We start from the raw sequence: 17,609 nt of genomic DNA, 5'->3' as shown, positions 1-17,609 counted from the left end.
GAGATTCAAGAGTCTTCTAGCGCCCTCTTGCTTTCCGAAGTTCGCGCAAGAGGTCGCTGGACGAGTTCACGAACTTCGGAAAGGGGCGCTAGATGAGAGCGGTCTGGTACGAACGGACCGGCGCGGCGCCGACGGTTCTCACCGTCGGCGAGATGCCGACGCCCGACGCTGGTCCCGGCGAGGTCCGCATTCGCCTCGAGCCTCCGGCGTCAATCCGGCCGATGTCGGCCGCCGCAGCGGCAACTATCGCGCGATGGAGTTTCCGCGCGTGATCCCGAACAGCGATGGCGCCGGGATCATCGACCAGCTCGGTGAAGGCGTGACGCGCTTTGCCGTCGGCGATCGCGTCTGGCTGTTCAACGGCCAGCGCAACGGCCGCGCCTTCGGCACTGCCGCCGAGTACATCACGCTCGCCGACTATCTGGTGACGCCGCTGCCGCAGGACGTGTCGTTCGCGGCCGGAGCCACGCTCGGCATTCCCTGCATGACCGCATGGTGTGCGCTGTTTGCCGACGGTCCGGTCGCAGGCCAGACGGTGCTGGTCACCGGCGGCGCCGGCGCGGTCGGCCACTACGCCGTGCAACTGGCGAAGTGGGGCGGCGCGCGGGTGATTGCGACGGTCAGCTCGCAGGTCAAGGACGTCGAGGCGCGGCTTGGCGGCGCCGACATGGTCGTCAACTACCGGACCGAGGACGTGGTCGCCAAGGTCATGGCGTTCACCGAGAACCGCGGCGTCGACCGCGTGATCGACGTCGATTTCGGCGGCAACCTCGCAACCACGCTGAAGCTCATGGCGCTGAACTCGACCATCGCGGTGTACGCCACCAATGGCAACCGCACGCCCACGCTGCCGGTGCGCGAACTGATGGAGAAGTGCATCACGGTGCGCTCGCTGGTGCTGTTCGCGCTGCCGCCGCCGCTGCTCGCCGCCGCGCAGGCCGACATCACGAAATGGCTGGAATCGGGCACCCGCGTGCACAACATCGCCGGACAATTCGCACTTGCCGAGACCGCCGATGCCCACCTTGCCGTCGAGAAGGGCGACAAGATCGGCACCGTGATCGTCGACTGCGCCAGATAACAAGAACCGAGGATACGCCGCATGCACTGGACCGTAGGCAAGGTCAGGATCACCAAGGTCGTCGAGCTGGAGACCGTCGGCAGCACACGCTTCATCCTGCCGCTCGCAGGCCGCGAGGAGATCCAGCGCCTGCCCTGGCTGATCCCGCATTTCGCCAATGAGGACGGCCGGCTGAAAATGTCGATCCATTCGCTGCTGGTGGAGACCCCGGAGCACCGCATCATCGTCGACACCGGGCTCGGCAACGACAAGCAGGGCCGCAACGTGCCGACCTGGAACAACCGCAGCGATCCGTTCCTGGAGACGCTGACCGCGGCTGGTTTTGCACCCGACAGCATCGACACCGTGCTGTGCACGCATCTGCATGTCGACCATGTCGGCTGGAACACGAAACTGGCCGGCGGCAAATGGGTGCCGACTTTTGCCAATGCGCGCTACGTGTTCGGCAAGACCGAGTATGAGCACTGGCGCGACCACAGCGACGATCCAGCGCATGCCGCCGTGTTCGCCGATTCCGTGAAGCCGATCGCGGATGCCGGCAAGGCCGAGCTGGTGCCGAGCGACCACCGGCTGACCGAAGAGATTACGCTGATCCCGACGCCGGGACACAGCCCGGGCCACATGAGCATCCACATCAAGTCGGCCGGCGAGGAAGGGCTGCTGACCGGCGATGCCGCGCATCATCCCTGCCAGATGTATCACCTCGACTGGTCGTCGACCGCGGACTCCGACCAGAAGCAATCGGCGGCCACCCGGCGCGACTTGTTCTCGCGCTTTGCCGACACGCCTACGCTGGTGATCGGCGGGCATTTCAACGCCGGCCACATCAAGCGCGACGGCGACGCGTTCAGGTTCATCGCGCTGGGGTAAGCTAGATCAAGCTGGCGCGCGCGAGGAACAGCGCGTCCGCCTCGCTGGCGGCGATCGCAGCCGGATAGGGCAACGCCTTGGCCCGTCCGGGAGGGTGCGCTCGAGCTCGGCGCGTTCCGCATCGTCATCGGCGATATAGACGGTGACCCGGATCAGCCGGCCGAGCTCGGCCTTGCGCGCCTTCATCCACAGCACCATCGGCTTGCCGGCGGCGACCTCCGGCTGATCGTTGACGTTGACGATCACGGCAAGCGGACGATCCGCAGCAAGAAGCTCGCTGTATTCCGCGGTCCAGTCGCAACCATCCTGCTCGGTTTGCAGGCGACCGGTCGTGATGAAGATGCCGGGCTCGGCCTCGCGAAAGAATTTCATGAAGACTCCTCGTGATACGGACGGCGCCTCGCCATGCTGATCGGGCAGCTGCCGTGGCCGGATCACAGATACATATCGACTGACGGTCGGTCAATTCAACTAAGCCATTTCAAAGTCATTCTAAATATGCGATCCAAGAATCGGATATCAGGTACGGATGGATGCTAACGGCATGATCGGGAAGCGGCAGGCGACCAGGCGCGACACATCGCGGCACTGGCGGCGGACTCAACCCGCCGAGGTCAGGGTGGACGAGCTGATGTCGGCGGCAGCGGCGCTCTTCATCTCAAGAGGCATCGAGACCACCACGATCGACGACATCGTCGCCCGGGCCGGCGTCGCGAAGGGCACCTTCTACCATTACTTCTCGACCAAGGCGGACGTGATCCTCGCCTTGCGCGCACGCTTCACGCAGGACTTCCTGTCCCGTGTCGCGGCTGCGATCGGCGCGTGCGCTCCGGACGATCACGCCGGACGGCTGTCGGCCTGGCTACGCGGCGCCGTCGGAACCTATCTTGCCAATGTCGAACTGCATGACGTCGTGTTTCACGACTTCCCGCATCATCAGCGCCAATCGCAGGAAAAGGACGATGTGATCGCCCAGATCGTCGCCGTGCTGGAGGACGGCCGGAAGGCCGGCGTCTGGACGTTCCCGGACGCCCGCAGTGCCGCGCTGATCGTGTTCGACGGAATGCATGCGGTGGCGGACGATGCCATCATCGCGGGCATGCGCGATCCCGAGCCGCCGTGCCGGCTGCTGGAAGAGATGTTCACGCGGATGCTGGCCGTGCCGCGCCCGCGATCATGACCGCTATTTGAAAGAGCAGCTCAAAACCGCCACGTCGGAAGGTGATGGCTGCAATGTCGTGACCGCGAAGCGGTTGAATTTCCGCCCGCGCTGTTCCATGAAGCATGTCGAGGTATACCAGTAACAATCCTCAAGACACCGTAGGGAGTGATCAACATGAAGCTTGTTCGTTATGGCGAAAAGGGTGCGGAAAAGCCCGGTCTGATCGATAAATCCGGCCAGCTCCGCGACCTCTCGGCCCATGTGAAGGACCTGACCGGCGAAGCCTACGCGCCGGAATCGCTGAAGAAGCTTTCTGCCCTCGATCCCGCCTCCCTGCCCGCCGTTTCCGGCAAGCCGCGCTTCGGCGCCCCCGTCACCGGCATCTCGAAGTTCGTCGCGATCGGCCTCAATTATTCCGACCACGCCAAGGAAACCGGGGCGGCGATCCCGACCGAACCGATCATCTTCATGAAGGCGAACACCTCGCTGTCCGGCCCGAACGATGCAGTCGAGAAGCCGCGCGGCTCGACCAAGCTGGACTGGGAAGTCGAGATCGCCGCGATCATCGGCACCCGCGCCAAGTACGTCTCGGAAGCCGACGCGCTCAACTACGTCGCCGGCTATTGCGTCTGCAACGACGTCTCCGAGCGCAACTTCCAGACCGAGCGGCTCGGACAATGGACCAAGGGCAAGTCGCACGACACGTTCGGTCCGGTCGGCCCGTGGCTTGCCACCAAGGACGAAATCGCCGACGTGCAGAACCTGTCGATGTGGCTCGACGTCAACGGCCAGCGCCGCCAGACCGGCTCGACCAGGACCATGATCTTCACGATGGCGAAGTGCATTTCCTACGTCTCGCAGTTCATGACGCTGCTGCCCGGCGACATCATCACCACAGGCACCCCGCCCGGCGTCGGCCTCGGCATGAAGCCGCCGACCTTCCTCAATGTCGGCGACGTCGTGACCCTCGGTATCGAAGGCCTCGGCGAGCAGCGCCAGGAAATCGTCGCGGCTTGAGGTCCGGCGCCGGACACCGGCGCTACCACGTCATTGCAAGCGAAGCGAAGCAATCCATCTATCCAACCATGCTGGATGAATGGATTGCTTCGCTCCTCGCAATGACGCTCCAATACGATAGCTCTACCGAGGAGCCCCAATGAAACTCACCTTCTCTCCCGCCTCCCCGTTCGCCCGCAAGGTGCGCATCGCGGCGATCGAGCTCGGCCTGATCGACAAGATCGAGTTCGTGCCGGCCACCGTCGCACCGGGCACGGCCAACGACGAATATTCCAGGATCTCGCCGCTGAAGAAGCTGCCGGTGCTGATCCTCGACCATGGCGACGTGATTTTGGATTCCTACGTCATCGTCGAATATCTCAACGAGATCGGCGGCGGCCGGCTGATCCCGGGCTACGGCCCGCGGCGCTGGAAGCTGAAGACCGATCATTCGCTGCTCAACGGCATGCTCGATTCCATGCTGCTTTGCCGCTACGAGAAGATGGTGCGGCCGCAGGGCTCGCTGTGGCAGGCCTGGTACGACGATCATTGGAACAGGGCCTGGGCCGGCATGGCGCGGTTCGAGAGCCGGCCGGACGTGCTGGACGGCTCGTCGTTCGACATCGCGCAGATCGGCCTGGTCTGTGTGCTCGGCTATGCCGATTTCCGGTTCGCCGATTGCGGCTGGCGCAAGGCCTATCCGAAGCTCGACGCCTTCTACCAGCGCATGCAGGAACGGCCGTCGGTGAAGATCTCGGCGCCGCCAGCGGCGTAGCGGAGCAAGGCGGGAGGATGACGATGCCCCATCGCCTCCCCCGCCTCCTGCTTCTCGGCGCGAGCCTCGTGCTCGCGTTGACGGCCTCGATCACCACGCTGAGGGCCGACGACATGAAAACCGGACAAAACGGCCAGCCCTGCGGATCGCCGGCCGCGCTCGACGATGGCTGGACGATCGCGTCACCCGACAGCGTCGGCATGGATGGCGAGCGGCTGTGCAGCATCGCCGCGCGGCTCGGCTTGCGCAGCAGCGAGATTCATTCCGTCGTCGTGGCACGTCACGGCAGGCTGGTGTTCGAGCAGTATTTCGCCGGCATCGACCAGCCGTGGGGCTATCCGGAGGGCCGCACCGAATTCACGGCGACGACCAGGCACGACATGCGTTCGGTATCGAAGAGCGTGACGTCGCTGCTGGTCGGCATCGCCATCGACCGCAAGCTGATCGCCGGCGTCGACGAACCCGTGGTGAAGTTCTTTCCCGAGCACCGATCGGTGAAATCAGCGGGATGGGACGCGATCACGCTGCGCCATCTCTTGACGATGTCGTCGGGCATTCAATGGGACGAAGCGCTGCCCTGGACCGATCCGCACAATGACGAGCCGCATCTCGCCTTCGATGCCGATCCGATCGGCTATGTCCTGGCCAAACCGATTGTAGCACCGCCGGACACGCTGTGGACCTACAATGGCGGCGGCACGGATTTGCTCGGCAACATCATCGAGCAGGTCTCCGGCAAGCCGCTCGAAGCCTTCGCGCGGGAGACGCTGTTCCAGCCGCTCGGCATCACCGATCTCGAGTGGAAGGCCTATCCGAAAAACAGCAAGATTGCCGCCGCTGCCGGCCTCCGGCTTCGTCCGCGCGATGCCGCCAAGATCGGGCAGCTCGTGCTCGACCACGGGCGGTGGAAGGAGCAGCAGATCGTGCCGGCCGACTGGATCGCGCAATCGATCACGCCGCGCTTCCAGGCCGTCGGCTATTTCGGCGGTACGCTGTTCTACGGCTATCAGTGGTGGATGGGTCGCTCGCTGTCCAACGGCAAGGAAGTGAAATGGGTCGGCGCCTTCGGCTGGGGCGGTCAACGCATCATCGTCGTGCCCGATCTCGATCTTGTGATGATGACGACGGCAGCCCAGTACGGCCAGCCCAAGGAAGGGCTTGCGGCGATGGATATCCTCGCCAACATCATCATTCCCGCCGTGCGCGACGCGCACTGATCTCTCAAGGAAATCACCCATGAGCCTGAAATTTGCCGCCGGCGATCTCACCATTCATCGCATCGTGGAGGAGGAAGGCAAGTTCCTGCCCGCGCACGACATGCTGCCTGGCCTGACACCCGAAGTGCTCGCCGAGAACCGCGGCTGGATGAAGGCCGCCGGCGCGCTCGACGACAGCGATACGCTGATCCTGGCGTTCCAGTCCTACATCGTGAAGACGCCGCACCACACCATCCTGATCGACAGCTGCATCGGCAATCACAAGCCGCGGCCGGGGCGGCCGAGCTGGAATATGAAAACCGACGACAACTATCTGCGCGGCCTCGCGTCGGCGGGCTTTGCGGTCGGTGACATCGACTATGTGATGTGCACGCATCTGCATGTCGACCATGTCGGCTGGAATACGCGGCTCGAGAACGGCCGCTGGGTCCCGACCTTCCCGAACGCGCGCTACGTGTTCGACAAGACCGAGTTCGACTACTGGACCGAGACCAACGCCAAGGCGGAAGTCCCGCCGTTCGTCGACAGCGTGCTGCCGGTGGTCGAAGCCAAGCGGGCCGAGCTCGTCGGCAATGATTTCGCGATCGGCGATCACATGCGCATCCTGCCGACACCCGGTCATACCCCCGGCCATCTCGCCTTCACCTTCGGCCGCGGCAAGGATGATGCGGTGTTCGCCGGCGATTTGATGCACTCGCCGATCCAGACGCTTTATCCGGAGCTGTCGCCGAAGTTCGACGTCGACCCGGCGCAGGCCGCGAAGACGCGCCGCGGTTTCCTGGAGCGATATTGCGACACCGACACACTGTGCTGCCCCGCGCACTTCCCCTCGCCGTCCGTCGGCAAGATCAGGCGGAAGGGCAACGGGTTTGTGTGCCAGACGGTCTGAGGTGCGCTGAATTCGCGGCGAAGCGCGCTGCCACCCTCCCCCTCCAGGGGAGGGTGATTCTTCCTCAATCAAACAAGCTCGGCGTGTGGTTCACCACCGCGCCTTCGATCTGCAACATCTTCAGCTTGGTGACCACGCCGCCATTGGCCGAGAAGCCGCCCGGCTTGTTGCCCGCCGCCAGCACCCGGTGGCAGGGCACCACGATCGGGCACGGGTTGCGGCCGAGCGCCTGGCCGACGTCGCGCGACAGCTCGACGCCGCCGAGCTGCTTGGCGATGTCGCCATAGGTCATGGTCTTGCCCGGCGGAATCCGGCGCGCGATGTCGTAGACGCCGCGGTTGAACTCCGGCACGCCATCGAGGTCGAGCACGATGTCGGCGAGGTCGTTCGCCTTGCCGGCGAGCAGCTCGATCATGCCGTCGATCGCGTGCTGCACCTCGACCGGCGGGGCCGCCTCGGTGACGTCGCCATTGCGCTGGAAAATCCGCTTGCGGGTCTTCTCTTCGTTACCCATCGGCAGCTGCACGCCGGTAACGCCGTGCTCGCCCCAGACGACGCCGCAGGCGCCGATCATGGTGTCGAAGATTGCAAAATGCTGGCCGGTCATGGCTCGCTCCAGATGTTCCCTGATATCATTCCTTCAGCTCACGCGTGAGCCTGCTGTTGATCTGAAATCTAGGCTTGGAGAATGTTGCTATCCACCCGAATTCCGTGGGAACTTGGGCCAAATCAACAACATCTCCTGCCCTCCGCGAGCCCTCAAAATGCACAGCCTCCGCGTCAACGGTTTCGACATGCCCTATCTCGATATCGGAGCTGGGCCGCCGCTGGTCTGCGTGCATGGTTCGCTGTGCGATTTCCGGATCTGGTCGGCGGTGCTCGGCCCGCTGACCCGCCACCATCGCGTGATCGCGGTCAGCCTGCGGCATTTCTTCCCGGCGCATTGGGACGGCGTCGGCGACACCTATTCGATCGCGCAGCATGTCGACGACGTCGTCGCCTTCATCGAGGCCTTCGATACCAAACCAGTCGACCTGATGGGGCATTCCCGCGGCGGGCACATCTGCTTCCGCGCCGCGCAGCGGCGGCCGGACCTGCTGCGCAAGCTGATCCTGGCCGAGCCCGGCGGCGAACTCGATGAAACCCTTGATCCCGACTTCAAGCCGGGCCCCTCGCCGCTGGCAGCACGCTTCGCGGCATGTGCGGCCGAAATCGCCAAGGGCGATATCGACGGCGGCCTGCAGATCTTCATGGACGCGCTCGAAGGCCCCGGCGCCTGGAAACGGATTCCGGCGACCTCCAAGCAGCTGTTGCGCGACAATGCGACCACGCTGATCGGCCAGACCCGCGACCAGCGACCGCCGTTCTCGAAGGCCGACGCAGAGGCGATCAAGACGCCGACGCTGTTCATCGGCGGCGCCAACACCAAGGGCGTGCTGCCGAAGGTGCTGCACGCCCTCGCCGCCAACGTGCAGGGTTCGCGCACCGAGATGATCCCCGGCACCACGCATCCGATGTTCGAGCAGGCCCCGCAGCGCTACTGCGAGATCGTGCTAGAGTTCTTGGCAAGCTGAGGCGGTGCACCTCTCCCCGCTGGCGGGGAGAGGGAGAAGATCACACCTTCCACGAACCAACGGGCTGGCGCACGGCGACATTCAGCCGGTTCCAGACGTTGATCGCCGCGATGCCGAGCACCAGCGATGCCAGCTGCTGCTCGTCGAAGTACTTCGCGGCCTCGTCCCACACCGCGTCCGTCACCGGATCCTCGCGGTCGCTGAGCCGGGTCACCGCTTCCGTCAGCGCCAGCGCCGCGCGCTCAGCGTCCGTAAAATAGGGCGTGTCGCGCCAGGCGCCGACCGCGAACAGCCGCTCGTCGGTCTCGCCGGCGCGGCGGGCGAGCTTCGGGTGCATGTCGACGCAGACGCTGCAGCCATTGATCTGGCTGGCGCGCAGATGGACCAGTTCGAGCAGCTTTTCCGGCAGCGCCGGCTTGGTGCTCTCGCTGAGCGCCTGCAGCGCCTTCATGGCTTCGGGAACAACCATCACCGGGTGGTTCATGCGGGCTTTCATCATATCGCTCTCCTGATTTGCCTTTTGACGTCGCCGTGCCGATCTGCTGTCACATCGGCCGGCTTTCGTTCGTCATGGCCATGACGGAGCGGACCAAGGGAATGTGACCGATGGACGAGAAGAAATTTCTGGCGGAGCAGTTCGAGGCCAACCGGCCGCGGTTGCGGGCGGTGGCCTACCGCATGCTGGGCTCGACCGCGGAGGTCGACGACGCCGTGCAAGAAGCCTGGCTGCGGCTTGGCCGTACCGACGCTGCCGCGGTCGACAATCTCGGCGGCTGGCTGACCACGGTGATCGCGCGGATCTGCCTCGACATTCTCCGCGCGCGCAAATCGCGCCGCGAGGAGCCGATCGGTCCGCACGTGCCCGAACCGGTTGCGGATAATCCGTCCGAGCGCGAGACCGAAATGGCCGACTCCGTCGCGCGGCGCTGCTGGTGGTGCTGGAGACGCTGGCGCCGGCCGAGCGGCTGGCGTTCGTATTGCACGACATGTTTGCGGTGCCGTTCGAGGAGATCGCGCCAATCGTCGGACGCACGCCGGCCGCCGCGCGGCAGCTCGCCAGCCGTGCGCGGCGTCGCGTGCAGGGCGCACCGGCCGCGCCGGATGCCGATCTCGGCCGGCAGCGCGGCATCGTCGAGGCCTTCCTCGCGGCATCCCGCAACGGCGATTTCGAAGGGTTGCTCGCGGTGCTCGCGCCCGACGTCGTGGTGCGCGCCGATCAGGCGGCGCAGCGGCTCGGCTCGCTGCCGGTGATCCGCGGCGCTACCGCTGTCGCCCAGAGCTTCAAGGGACGCGCGCAGGCGGCGCGGCCGGCGCTGGTCGACGGCGAGATCGGCGTCGCCGTCATCTTCGGTGGCAAGCTGCGCGTCGTGCTGCGGGTCACGATTTCAGGCGACAGGATCGCGGAGATCGATGCGACCGCCGAACCCGCGCAGATCGAAACATTGGATGTCGAGGTGCTCGATCGTACCTGACGCGGCTAGGTCGCGATGTTAGTGTCTCCCTGCGCTCATGCAGGGAGGACAATCATGAAACTATCGATCAAATTGCTCGCGTCGGCCGGCCTGCTCGCCCTCGCCTCGTCCTCCGCCCTTGCTGCCGTGGATGAGAAGCTGCGCGCGGCCGCCGAGCAGGCCCAGCCCGCCGTGATCGAAAGCCTGCACGATATGGTGCTGATCGAGTCGGGCTCCGGCGATGTCGAAGGTCTGAAGAAGATGGCCGACTACACCGAAGCGCGGCTGAAGGCGCTCGGCGCCAAGACCGAACGGCGCAAGACCACCAAGGGCGCCGGCGCCGACATGGTGATCGGCACCTTCGAAGGTACCGGCAGCAAGAAGCTGATGCTGATCGCGCATATGGACACCGTCTACGAGCACGGCATCCTCGACAGCCAGCCCTACAAAGTCGACGGCAACAGGATCTACGGACCCGGCATTGCCGACGACAAGGGCGGCATCGCCGTCATCCTGCATTCGCTGAAGATCCTGAACGATGCGGGCTGGCGCGACTACGCCAAGCTCACGGTGTCGTTCAACCCGGACGAGGAGGTCGGCTCGATCGGCTCCGGCGAGATCATCGCCGAGCTCGCCGACCAGCACGACGTGGTGTTGTCGTGTGAACCGACGGTCGCGCCGCCGGTGGCCAAGAATGAAAGCCTGCTGCTCGGCGCCAGCGGCACCGCGACCGGCACGCTCGATGTGAAGGGCAAGGCCTCGCATGCCGGCGCGGCGCCGCAGCTCGGCCGCAACGCGCTGATCGAGCTCGCGCATCAATTGCTGCAGACCCAGGACGTCGCGAAATCGATTCCGGGCACGCAGCTGAACTGGACCACCGCGAAGGCCGGCACCGTGCGCAACCAGATTCCCGATCATGCCTCTGCCGGCGCCGACATCCGCCTCACCATCCGGACGGCGTGCAAAAGCTGCAGGCCGCGCTGGACGAGAAGGTGAAGAACAGACTGATTGCGGACACCGAGGTGAGCGTGAAGGTGGTCGCAGGCCGCCCGCCCTTCGTCGCCAATGATCGCGGCCGCGCACTCGCCAAGCAGGGACAGGCGATCTATGCCGAACTCGACCGCACGCTTGACATCGCGGAGATGACCGGCGGTGCCACCGACGCCGGCTACGCCGCGCGCAGCGGCAAGGCGGTCGTGGTCGAAAGCTTCGGGCTCGCTGGCTGGGGCTATCACGCGCGCGACGAATACATCGACACCAACTCGATCGTGCCGCGGCTCTATCTGATGACGCGGATGCTGATGGAGCTGGGCAAGGCGAAGTAGCGCAACGGCATCGCGTTGATACAGCAGCGCCAATCTTTCGCGCCGGCAGCCGGGCCCCCGCCCCGACTGTCACGTGCAGGGAAGACCCGTTGCCAAAAAATATCGAAAACAACCCCATGCAAAGGAGCCGGTAGCCAGCGTTCGACCAGGCTGCTTGACGGCTTGCTGCGCGATTGAGGCTGGCTGATCAGCGCAACCGACGCGAACGCCGGACGGTTCACCCTTCAGAAAAACATCGATCTACCAAACGCTTAGCTCCGCCGCAAATTGGAGTCTTGACCGCTCGCACAACCGGCAGTAGTCTCTTTTTGAATACGGAATTCCGTATTCCAAATTGGACAGTCGGCATGATCCCGTTGGACCCGCTTCCGAACCTCATCGACCAGGTCTACGGGCGGCTGCTCGAGGCGATCATCGACCGCACGCTGCTGCCCGGCCAGCGCATCACCCAAAACGAACTTGCCGATCGGCTCGGTGTCTCGCGCCAGCCGATCTCGCATGCGCTGCACCTGCTGCATCGCCAGGGTCTCGTCGCGGAAAGCGGCAAGCGCGGCTTCGAGGTGACGCAGCTCGATCCGCAGCGCATCCGCGAGCTCTATGAGGTCCGCGGCGCGATCGACGCGCTGGCGGCCCGGCTTGCCGCGAGGCGCGCAAGAGAGGATGCCCCGGCACGCGCGCAGCTCGAGGCCGCGCTCGAAGCCGGACGCGCGATCGACGACCACGCACCACTGGCGCGCCTGATCGCGCTCGACGTCGACTTCCACAGCGCGATCTATCGGCTCGCCGGCAATTCGGCGATCGAGGAGATGATCGCGCCGCAATGGCCGCACATGCGCCGCTCGATGGCGACCGTGCTCGCCGAACTCGATTACCGCGACAGCGCCTGGACCGAGCACGAGGCCATCGCCGCGCATATTTTCTCCGGCAATGCCGCCGCCGCGGAGGCTGCCGCGCTGGCGCATGCGCAGACGGCTGGACGGATGACCGAAGAGAGATTGAGAGCGACCGACGTAGCGGCGTGAACGAAAACCTGACGGCGCCGCAAGAACGAAGACCAATAATCAAGGGAGGAAAGCACCATGAAACTGACCCAAGAGCAGGTCGAATTTTTCCATCGCGAAGGCTGGCTGTTCCTGCCTGAGTTGTTCAGCCAGGAAGAAGTCGATTTCCTCGCCCGCGAGGCGATCTCGATCTATGACGCCAACCGCCCCGAGGTGTGGCGCGAGAAGAGCGGCGCGCCGCGCACCGCATTCGCCGCGCATCTCTACAACGAGGCGTTCGGCGTCCTCGGCGCGCACCCGCGCATGATCGACCCGATCGAGCAGCTGTTCGGTGAGAAGGTCTACATGCATCAGTTCAAGATCAACGCGAAGGCGGCCTTCACCGGCGACGTCTGGCAGTGGCACCAGGATTACGGCACCTGGAAGCGCGACGACGGCATGCCGGAGCCGCGCGCGATGAACATCGCGATCTTCCTCGACGAGGTGATGCCGATCAACGGCCCCCTGATGCTGGTGCCGCAGAGCCAGACCGCGGGCGACCTCAAGGCCTCGCATGACCTCGAAACCACCTCCTACCCGCTGTGGACGCTGGACGAGGAGACGGTGACCCGCCTGGTCAAGCAGGGCGGCATCGTCGCGCCGACCGGCAAGCCCGGCGGCATGCTGATGTTCCACGGCAATCTGGTGCACGGATCGAGCGGCAACATCACGCCCTACCCGCGCAAGATCGTCTATCTGACGCTGAACGCGGTCTCGAACTACATCCGCACCCCGACGCGGCCCGACTACATCGCACACCGCGACTTCACGCCGATCCAGACGGTCGCCGACGACGCGCTGCTGCGGCTGGCCCGTGCGCCGCGGCAGGCGGCGGAGTAAAGTCCGAGACGCCGTCATTCCGGGGCGACGCGCAAGCGTCGAGCCCGGAATCCATCTGGCCGCACGTTTCGTAGTACGATGGATTCTCAGATGTGCAATTGCACATCCTAGCTCGCGACTTCGTCGCGCCCCGGAATGACAACTTCTTCCTTGTCGCGCGCCCTGCGCGACTGCACCATCGGTAACCAGCACATGAACCTGCATCACCTCCTCAAAACCCGCGCCGCCGCCGGCAAGCCGGTGCGCGTCGTCCTGATCGGCGCCGGAAAGTTCGGCTCGATGTTTCTGTCGCAGGTGCCGCACACGCCGGGGCTTGAGGTGCCCGTGATCGTCGATCTCGACCGCGAGCGTGCCCGCGAGGCCTGCCGGACGGTCGGCTGGGACGACGCGCGGATCGATGCAACCACCTTCACCGACGACGGCGCGCGGGCGATCGCCGGCGGCGCATTCGACGTCGTCGTCGAAGCGACCGGCAATCCCGCGGTCGGCATTCGCCATGCCCGCGCAGCCATCGCGGCCGGCAAGCATGTCGTGATGGTCAATGTCGAAGCCGACGTGCTGGCCGGCCCGCTGCTCGCCGAAGAGGCGCGCAAGGCCGGCGTGGTCTATTCGCTCGCCTATGGCGATCAGCCCGCATTGACCGCGGAGATGGTCGACTGGGCGCGCGCCACCGGCTTTCGCGTCGTCGCCGCCGGCAAGGGCACCAAATACCTGCCGGTCTATCACGACGTGACGCCGGAAGGCGTGTGGCAGCATTACGGGCTCACCGCGGGCGAAGCGCAATCCGCCGGCATGAATCCGCAGATGTTCAACTCCTTCCTCGATGGCACCAAATCCGCGATCGAGATGGCGGCGATCGCCAATGCCTGCACGCTCGACGTGCCGTCGGAGGGCCTGCTGTTTCCGCCCTGCGGCGTCGACGATTTGCCGCATGTGATGCGCCCGCGCGACAAAGGCGGCGTGTTGGAGAAATCCGGCATCGTCGAGGTGGTGTCGTCGCTGGAGCGCGACGGCCGTCCGGTATTCCGCGATCTGCGCTGGGGCGTCTATGTGGTGCTGGAGGCACCGAACGACTATGCCGCCGATTGCTTCAAGCAGTATGGCCTCAAGACCGATTCATCCGGCCGCTATGCGGCGATGTACAAGCCGTATCATCTGATCGGGCTCGAGCTGAATATTTCGGTGCTGTCGGCGGCGCTGCGCAACGAGCCGACCGGGCAGCCGCGCGGCTTCCGCGGCGACGTCGCTTCGGTGGCGAAACGCAATCTGCGCGCCGGCGAGATGCTGGACGGCGAAGGCGGCTACACGGTGTGGGGCAAACTGATGCCGGCGTCCGCCAGCCTCGCCACCGGGGCACTGCCGATCGGGCTCGCGCATCGGGTCAAGCTGAAGAACGACGTTGCCCACGGCGCCGTGGTGCGCTGGAGCGACGTCGAGGTCGACGAGCGCAACGACACGATCAAGACCCGCAAGGCGATGGAGCAGGCGTTTTCGCGCTAGCGCTCAGCTCACAGCGCTGCGGCTTCTCCGCCTCTCCCCGCAAGAGCGGGGCGAGGGAGACGAGAGAGCGCGCCGGCAACTACGGCAATAGCCGGCCGGCCTTCGCCAGCCTGAACCACTTCCGGAACATCACCTCGGTATCCATCATCTCGGTGAAGCCGGCCTGGTTGATTTTGACCGTCGACACGATCGACGGCGGACCGGATTCGGTCTGCCCATAGCGCATGCTGTAATCGGCATACTGGAACGACAGGCCGACGAACTCTTCCAGACCCGGCGCGATCAGATCGTGCTTCCTGCGCAGTTCGTCCCACAGCGGGATCCATTTCGGATACTCCTGTGCCAGCGACAGCGGTACGTGCGTGCCCGGCGCCATTTCGAGCGCATCTGATACCGCCGGCCAGATATTCTCCCAGGTGAAGACATCGCCATTGGTGACATTGAAGGCTTCGTTGCGCGCGGTCTCGGCCTCGCCCGACCAGGCGATCGCGCGCGCCAGGAGATCGACGTCGACCGCCTGCGCGACGCGCGGCGCGCCGCCGGGATAATCGAGCGGCCTGCCCTGCGCGCGCAGCACCGCCGCATAGACGCCGAGCGGCGGGATCAGGTCCATCGCGCCGCCCATGGCTTCGCCGATGATCAGCACCGGACGCAGGATGCTCCAGTGCCAGCTCTTGCCGCGCTGCAATTCGCGCAGGAAGTTCTCCTGCGCCCAATAGAAATTCGGCTGCTCGTACATTTCCGAGCGGCCCTCGCGCGCGGCACCGTGAGCGGCCGGACATGCACACCATAGGCCTTGGTGCCCTGCAGCAGCGCAACATGCCTGAGATCAGGCGCTGCGGGTTCGAGCACGCCCATCAAATTGCGCAGCATCCGGTCGTTGGTTTCGATCTGCCCGGCGTCACGCCAGCCATCGACCAGGCTCGGCGCCTCATAGAGCGCGGCATAGATCAGATGGGTTGCACCGCCGAACTCAGCCGCGGCGCGGCGGCAATCCTCAGCGCTGGTGAGATCGATCGGCACGTGCCGCGCACCGCAGAGATCGCGTGGTTTGCGGCGCGACAGCGCGATGCGCTCGCAATCGTCGGATGCGCCGAAGTGTCGCAAGGCGGCGCTGCCGACCAAGCCGGTCGCGCCGGCGACCACGACTTTCTTGTTGGCCATGTCCTTGAACTCCCATCAACTCGCTGCCTGCGTAGCAGATCGCGACAGGCCCCGCAGCCCGTCGCGCGGGTATCGGATGAGACCCACAGCGACGACTTTCCTTCGCAGCTGCAACCAAGGCCGGCGCTTGATTTCCGCCGGCAAACCATCATCCTGAGCGATGGAACCGGACGAAACGGATTTCCACACAAGAGCCCGTCGAGGGCCACCGGACACATCATCACAGCAACGTCGATCGATCGGCGAAGAAAGACGGCACCAAGATCGTTCCCTTGTCGAGGCATCGGCACACAGGAGGGCTACGCATGAAGCGTCGTGATTTCTTGAAAGCAGGAGGCGTCGGGCTCGCGGCGACGGCAGTCGCTGCACCCGCGGTCGCGCAATCGATGCCCGAGGTCAGATGGCGGCTGGCGGCAAGCTGGCCGAAGGCGCTCGATACGCTCTATGGCGGCTGCGAATTCTTCTGCAAGCGCGTCGCCGAAATCACCGACAACCGATTCCAGATCCAGTCGTTCGCTGCCGGCGAGATCGTGCCCGGCCTGCAGGTGCTCGACGCCGTCTCCAACGGCACGGTCGAGATGGGCAACACCGCGCTGTATTATTACTGGGGCAAGAATCCCGCTTTCACCTTCGGCACGTCGCTGCCATTCGGCCTCAACACGCGCCAGCATATTTCCTGGCTGCAATGGGGCGGCGGCAGCGAGCTGCTCAACAATCTGCTCAGCGAATACAACTGCGTCGGCATTCCGACCGGCTCGACCGGCGCCCAGATGGGCGGCTGGTTCCGGAAGGAGATCAAGTCGATGGCGGACTTGCAGGGGCTGAAATTCCGCGTCGGCGGCTTCGCCGGCACCATCATCGCCAAGGTCGGCGGCGTGCCGCAGCAGATCGCGGGCGGCGATATCTATCCGGCGCTGGAGAAAGGCACCATCGACGCCGCCGAATGGGTTGGCCCCTATGACGACGAGAAGCTCGGCTTCGTCAAGGTCGCGAAATTCTACTATTACCCCGGCTGGTGGGAAGGCACCGGCCAGGGCCACAATGTGATGAACAAGGAAAAGTGGAACGCGCTGCCGAAGCATTATCAGGCCGCAATCCAGGCCGCGTCCGAGGACACCTTCACCTGGGTCACCGGCAAATATGATGCGGTCAATCCGCCGGCGCTGAAACGCCTGATCGTGGCCGGCGCGCAGCTGCGGCCGTTCCCGCAGGAAGTGCTGGAGGCCTGCTACAACGCAGCCAACGAGATCTACGCCGATCTCGCCAAGAGCAATCCGCATTTCGGCAAGATGTATGCGAGCCTGTCCGCCTATCGCAACGAATCGCTGGCCTGGATGCAGGTCGCCGAGCTCTCGTTCGACAGCTTCATGATGCGGATGCGCACCCGGACCTGAACCAAGCGCGGTGTCGGGACAATAAAAAAGCCCCGGAGAAATTCTCCGGGGCTCAATTTGATTCGGGTTCGATTCGGATGGCGGCTCAGTTGTCGTCGCTGCCGCCGAACTCTTCCATCAGCTTGTCGTAGCTCTTGGTCACGATATCGATGTTGCCCTTGTTCTCGACCGCGGGCGGCGGCGATTTCAGGGCTTCGTTGAGGTCGGCAAGCGCGTCCTTCTTGTCCTTGGCCGACATCTTCTTGTCGGCCTGGACCTGGGCGATCTGCGCCTTCAGCACCGCCTCGGGACCGACATATTTCTTGGTCTGCGGATCGAAGCCGCCGAGCAC

The 17,609-nt window shown here is 64.9% G+C and carries 19 protein-coding genes and 2 pseudogenes (1 of these 21 only partly in view); 15 read left to right on the top strand and 6 right to left on the bottom strand.

Annotation, left to right across the window (positions count from 1 at the left end):
• Window positions 1-92 precede the first annotated feature (92 nt).
• The 3 genes from ALC15_RS46465 to ALC15_RS24680 are packed head-to-tail and all read left to right on the top strand — an operon-like array spanning window position 93 to window position 1,951.
• Window positions 93-272: a hypothetical protein gene (locus ALC15_RS46465; RefSeq protein ID WP_244486243.1), complete on the top strand. Its 180-nt coding sequence runs from the start codon at window positions 93-95 to the stop codon at window positions 270-272.
• Window positions 254-1,081, top strand: a complete 828-nt coding sequence (locus tag ALC15_RS24685; RefSeq protein ID WP_244486242.1) for an NADPH:quinone reductase — start codon at window positions 254-256, stop codon at window positions 1,079-1,081. The genes ALC15_RS46465 and ALC15_RS24685 overlap by 19 nt, the downstream gene beginning before the upstream one ends.
• A 21-nt stretch (window positions 1,082-1,102) precedes the next feature.
• On the top strand, window positions 1,103-1,951 hold the full coding sequence (locus ALC15_RS24680; RefSeq protein ID WP_050629499.1) for an MBL fold metallo-hydrolase: 849 nt from the start codon (window positions 1,103-1,105) through the stop codon (window positions 1,949-1,951).
• 6 nt (window positions 1,952-1,957) lie between these two features.
• Here ALC15_RS24680 and ALC15_RS24675 read toward each other — a convergent pair whose 3' ends face one another.
• Window positions 1,958-2,323, bottom strand: coding sequence for a hypothetical protein (locus ALC15_RS24675; protein WP_244486241.1), 366 nt, complete (start codon window positions 2,321-2,323; stop codon window positions 1,958-1,960).
• 172 nt (window positions 2,324-2,495) lie between these two features.
• On the opposite strand from ALC15_RS24675, the gene ALC15_RS24670 reads away from it, so the two are divergent.
• The 5 genes from ALC15_RS24670 (at window position 2,496) to ALC15_RS24650 (ending at window position 6,990) form a co-directional block, all read left to right on the top strand.
• Window positions 2,496-3,131: a TetR/AcrR family transcriptional regulator gene (locus ALC15_RS24670; protein WP_050629518.1), complete on the top strand. Its 636-nt coding sequence runs from the start codon at window positions 2,496-2,498 to the stop codon at window positions 3,129-3,131.
• Between the two features lie 156 nt (window positions 3,132-3,287).
• The gene (locus tag ALC15_RS24665; RefSeq protein ID WP_050629517.1) at window positions 3,288-4,130 is read left to right on the top strand and encodes a fumarylacetoacetate hydrolase family protein; all 843 of its coding nucleotides are present in this window, start codon (window positions 3,288-3,290) and stop codon (window positions 4,128-4,130) included.
• A 139-nt stretch (window positions 4,131-4,269) separates the two neighbouring features.
• Window positions 4,270-4,884 carry a glutathione S-transferase family protein gene (locus ALC15_RS24660; protein WP_050629498.1) on the top strand — a complete coding sequence of 205 codons (615 nt, stop codon included), beginning with the start codon at window positions 4,270-4,272 and terminating at the stop codon, window positions 4,882-4,884.
• 23 nt (window positions 4,885-4,907) lie between these two features.
• Entirely contained in the window at window positions 4,908-6,101 is a 1,194-nt protein-coding gene (locus tag ALC15_RS24655) for a serine hydrolase domain-containing protein (protein ID WP_050629497.1), read from the top strand.
• 19 nt (window positions 6,102-6,120) lie between these two features.
• Window positions 6,121-6,990: an MBL fold metallo-hydrolase gene (locus ALC15_RS24650; RefSeq protein ID WP_050629496.1), complete on the top strand. Its 870-nt coding sequence runs from the start codon at window positions 6,121-6,123 to the stop codon at window positions 6,988-6,990.
• A 64-nt stretch (window positions 6,991-7,054) separates the two neighbouring features.
• Here ALC15_RS24650 and ALC15_RS24645 read toward each other — a convergent pair whose 3' ends face one another.
• On the bottom strand, window positions 7,055-7,597 hold the full coding sequence (locus ALC15_RS24645) for a methylated-DNA--[protein]-cysteine S-methyltransferase (RefSeq protein ID WP_050629495.1): 543 nt from the start codon (window positions 7,595-7,597) through the stop codon (window positions 7,055-7,057).
• A 157-nt stretch (window positions 7,598-7,754) separates the two neighbouring features.
• Here ALC15_RS24645 and ALC15_RS24640 point away from each other — a divergent pair, with 157 nt between their 5' ends.
• The gene (locus ALC15_RS24640) at window positions 7,755-8,564 is read left to right on the top strand and encodes an alpha/beta fold hydrolase (RefSeq protein WP_050629494.1); all 810 of its coding nucleotides are present in this window, start codon (window positions 7,755-7,757) and stop codon (window positions 8,562-8,564) included.
• A gap of 40 nt (window positions 8,565-8,604) precedes the next feature.
• On the opposite strand, the gene ALC15_RS24635 is transcribed toward ALC15_RS24640, so the two are convergent.
• A complete protein-coding gene (locus ALC15_RS24635; protein WP_050629516.1) occupies window positions 8,605-9,060 on the bottom strand; it encodes a carboxymuconolactone decarboxylase family protein in 456 nt (151 codons plus the stop codon).
• 110 nt (window positions 9,061-9,170) lie between these two features.
• On the opposite strand from ALC15_RS24635, the pseudogene ALC15_RS24630 reads away from it, so the two are divergent.
• The 5 genes and pseudogenes from ALC15_RS24630 (at window position 9,171) to ALC15_RS24610 (ending at window position 14,720) form a co-directional block, all read left to right on the top strand.
• Window positions 9,171-10,036: pseudogene (locus tag ALC15_RS24630) on the top strand (sigma-70 family RNA polymerase sigma factor).
• A gap of 54 nt (window positions 10,037-10,090) precedes the next feature.
• A pseudogene (locus ALC15_RS47950) lies at window positions 10,091-11,340 on the top strand (M20/M25/M40 family metallo-hydrolase).
• A 347-nt stretch (window positions 11,341-11,687) separates the two neighbouring features.
• A complete protein-coding gene (locus ALC15_RS24620; RefSeq protein WP_050629493.1) occupies window positions 11,688-12,362 on the top strand; it encodes a GntR family transcriptional regulator in 675 nt (224 codons plus the stop codon).
• A gap of 57 nt (window positions 12,363-12,419) precedes the next feature.
• A complete protein-coding gene (locus ALC15_RS24615) occupies window positions 12,420-13,220 on the top strand; it encodes a phytanoyl-CoA dioxygenase family protein (RefSeq protein WP_050629492.1) in 801 nt (266 codons plus the stop codon).
• A 192-nt stretch (window positions 13,221-13,412) separates the two neighbouring features.
• Window positions 13,413-14,720 (top strand): NAD(P)H-dependent oxidoreductase, encoded by a 1,308-nt coding sequence (locus ALC15_RS24610; protein ID WP_050629515.1) that lies wholly within the window; start codon window positions 13,413-13,415, stop codon window positions 14,718-14,720.
• A gap of 79 nt (window positions 14,721-14,799) precedes the next feature.
• Here the strand turns inward: ALC15_RS24610 and ALC15_RS46455 are convergent, their stop codons facing one another.
• Together ALC15_RS46455 and ALC15_RS46450 are read right to left on the bottom strand one after the other, a co-directional pair.
• Window positions 14,800-15,459 carry a Rossmann-fold NAD(P)-binding domain-containing protein gene (locus ALC15_RS46455; RefSeq protein WP_244486238.1) on the bottom strand — a complete coding sequence of 220 codons (660 nt, stop codon included), beginning with the start codon at window positions 15,457-15,459 and terminating at the stop codon, window positions 14,800-14,802.
• Window positions 15,360-15,884 carry an NAD-dependent epimerase/dehydratase family protein gene (locus ALC15_RS46450; protein WP_244486237.1) on the bottom strand — a complete coding sequence of 175 codons (525 nt, stop codon included), beginning with the start codon at window positions 15,882-15,884 and terminating at the stop codon, window positions 15,360-15,362. The genes ALC15_RS46455 and ALC15_RS46450 overlap by 100 nt, the downstream gene beginning before the upstream one ends.
• A gap of 305 nt (window positions 15,885-16,189) precedes the next feature.
• Here ALC15_RS46450 and ALC15_RS24600 point away from each other — a divergent pair, with 305 nt between their 5' ends.
• Entirely contained in the window at window positions 16,190-17,278 is a 1,089-nt protein-coding gene (locus ALC15_RS24600; protein ID WP_050629491.1) for a TRAP transporter substrate-binding protein, read from the top strand.
• Window positions 17,279-17,363: 85 nt separating this feature from the next.
• On the opposite strand, the gene ALC15_RS24595 is transcribed toward ALC15_RS24600, so the two are convergent.
• Window positions 17,364-17,609 carry the end of a hypothetical protein gene (locus tag ALC15_RS24595; RefSeq protein ID WP_050629514.1) on the bottom strand. The gene runs 387 nt beyond the window's last position, so the window shows 246 of its 633 coding nt (coding positions 388-633); its start codon lies off the right edge, out of view; it ends in the stop codon at window positions 17,364-17,366.

Source organism: Bradyrhizobium viridifuturi (assembly GCF_001238275.1).
Taxonomy (GTDB): domain Bacteria; phylum Pseudomonadota; class Alphaproteobacteria; order Rhizobiales; family Xanthobacteraceae; genus Bradyrhizobium; species Bradyrhizobium viridifuturi.
This window is presented reverse-complemented; position numbering and strand designations above follow the sequence as displayed.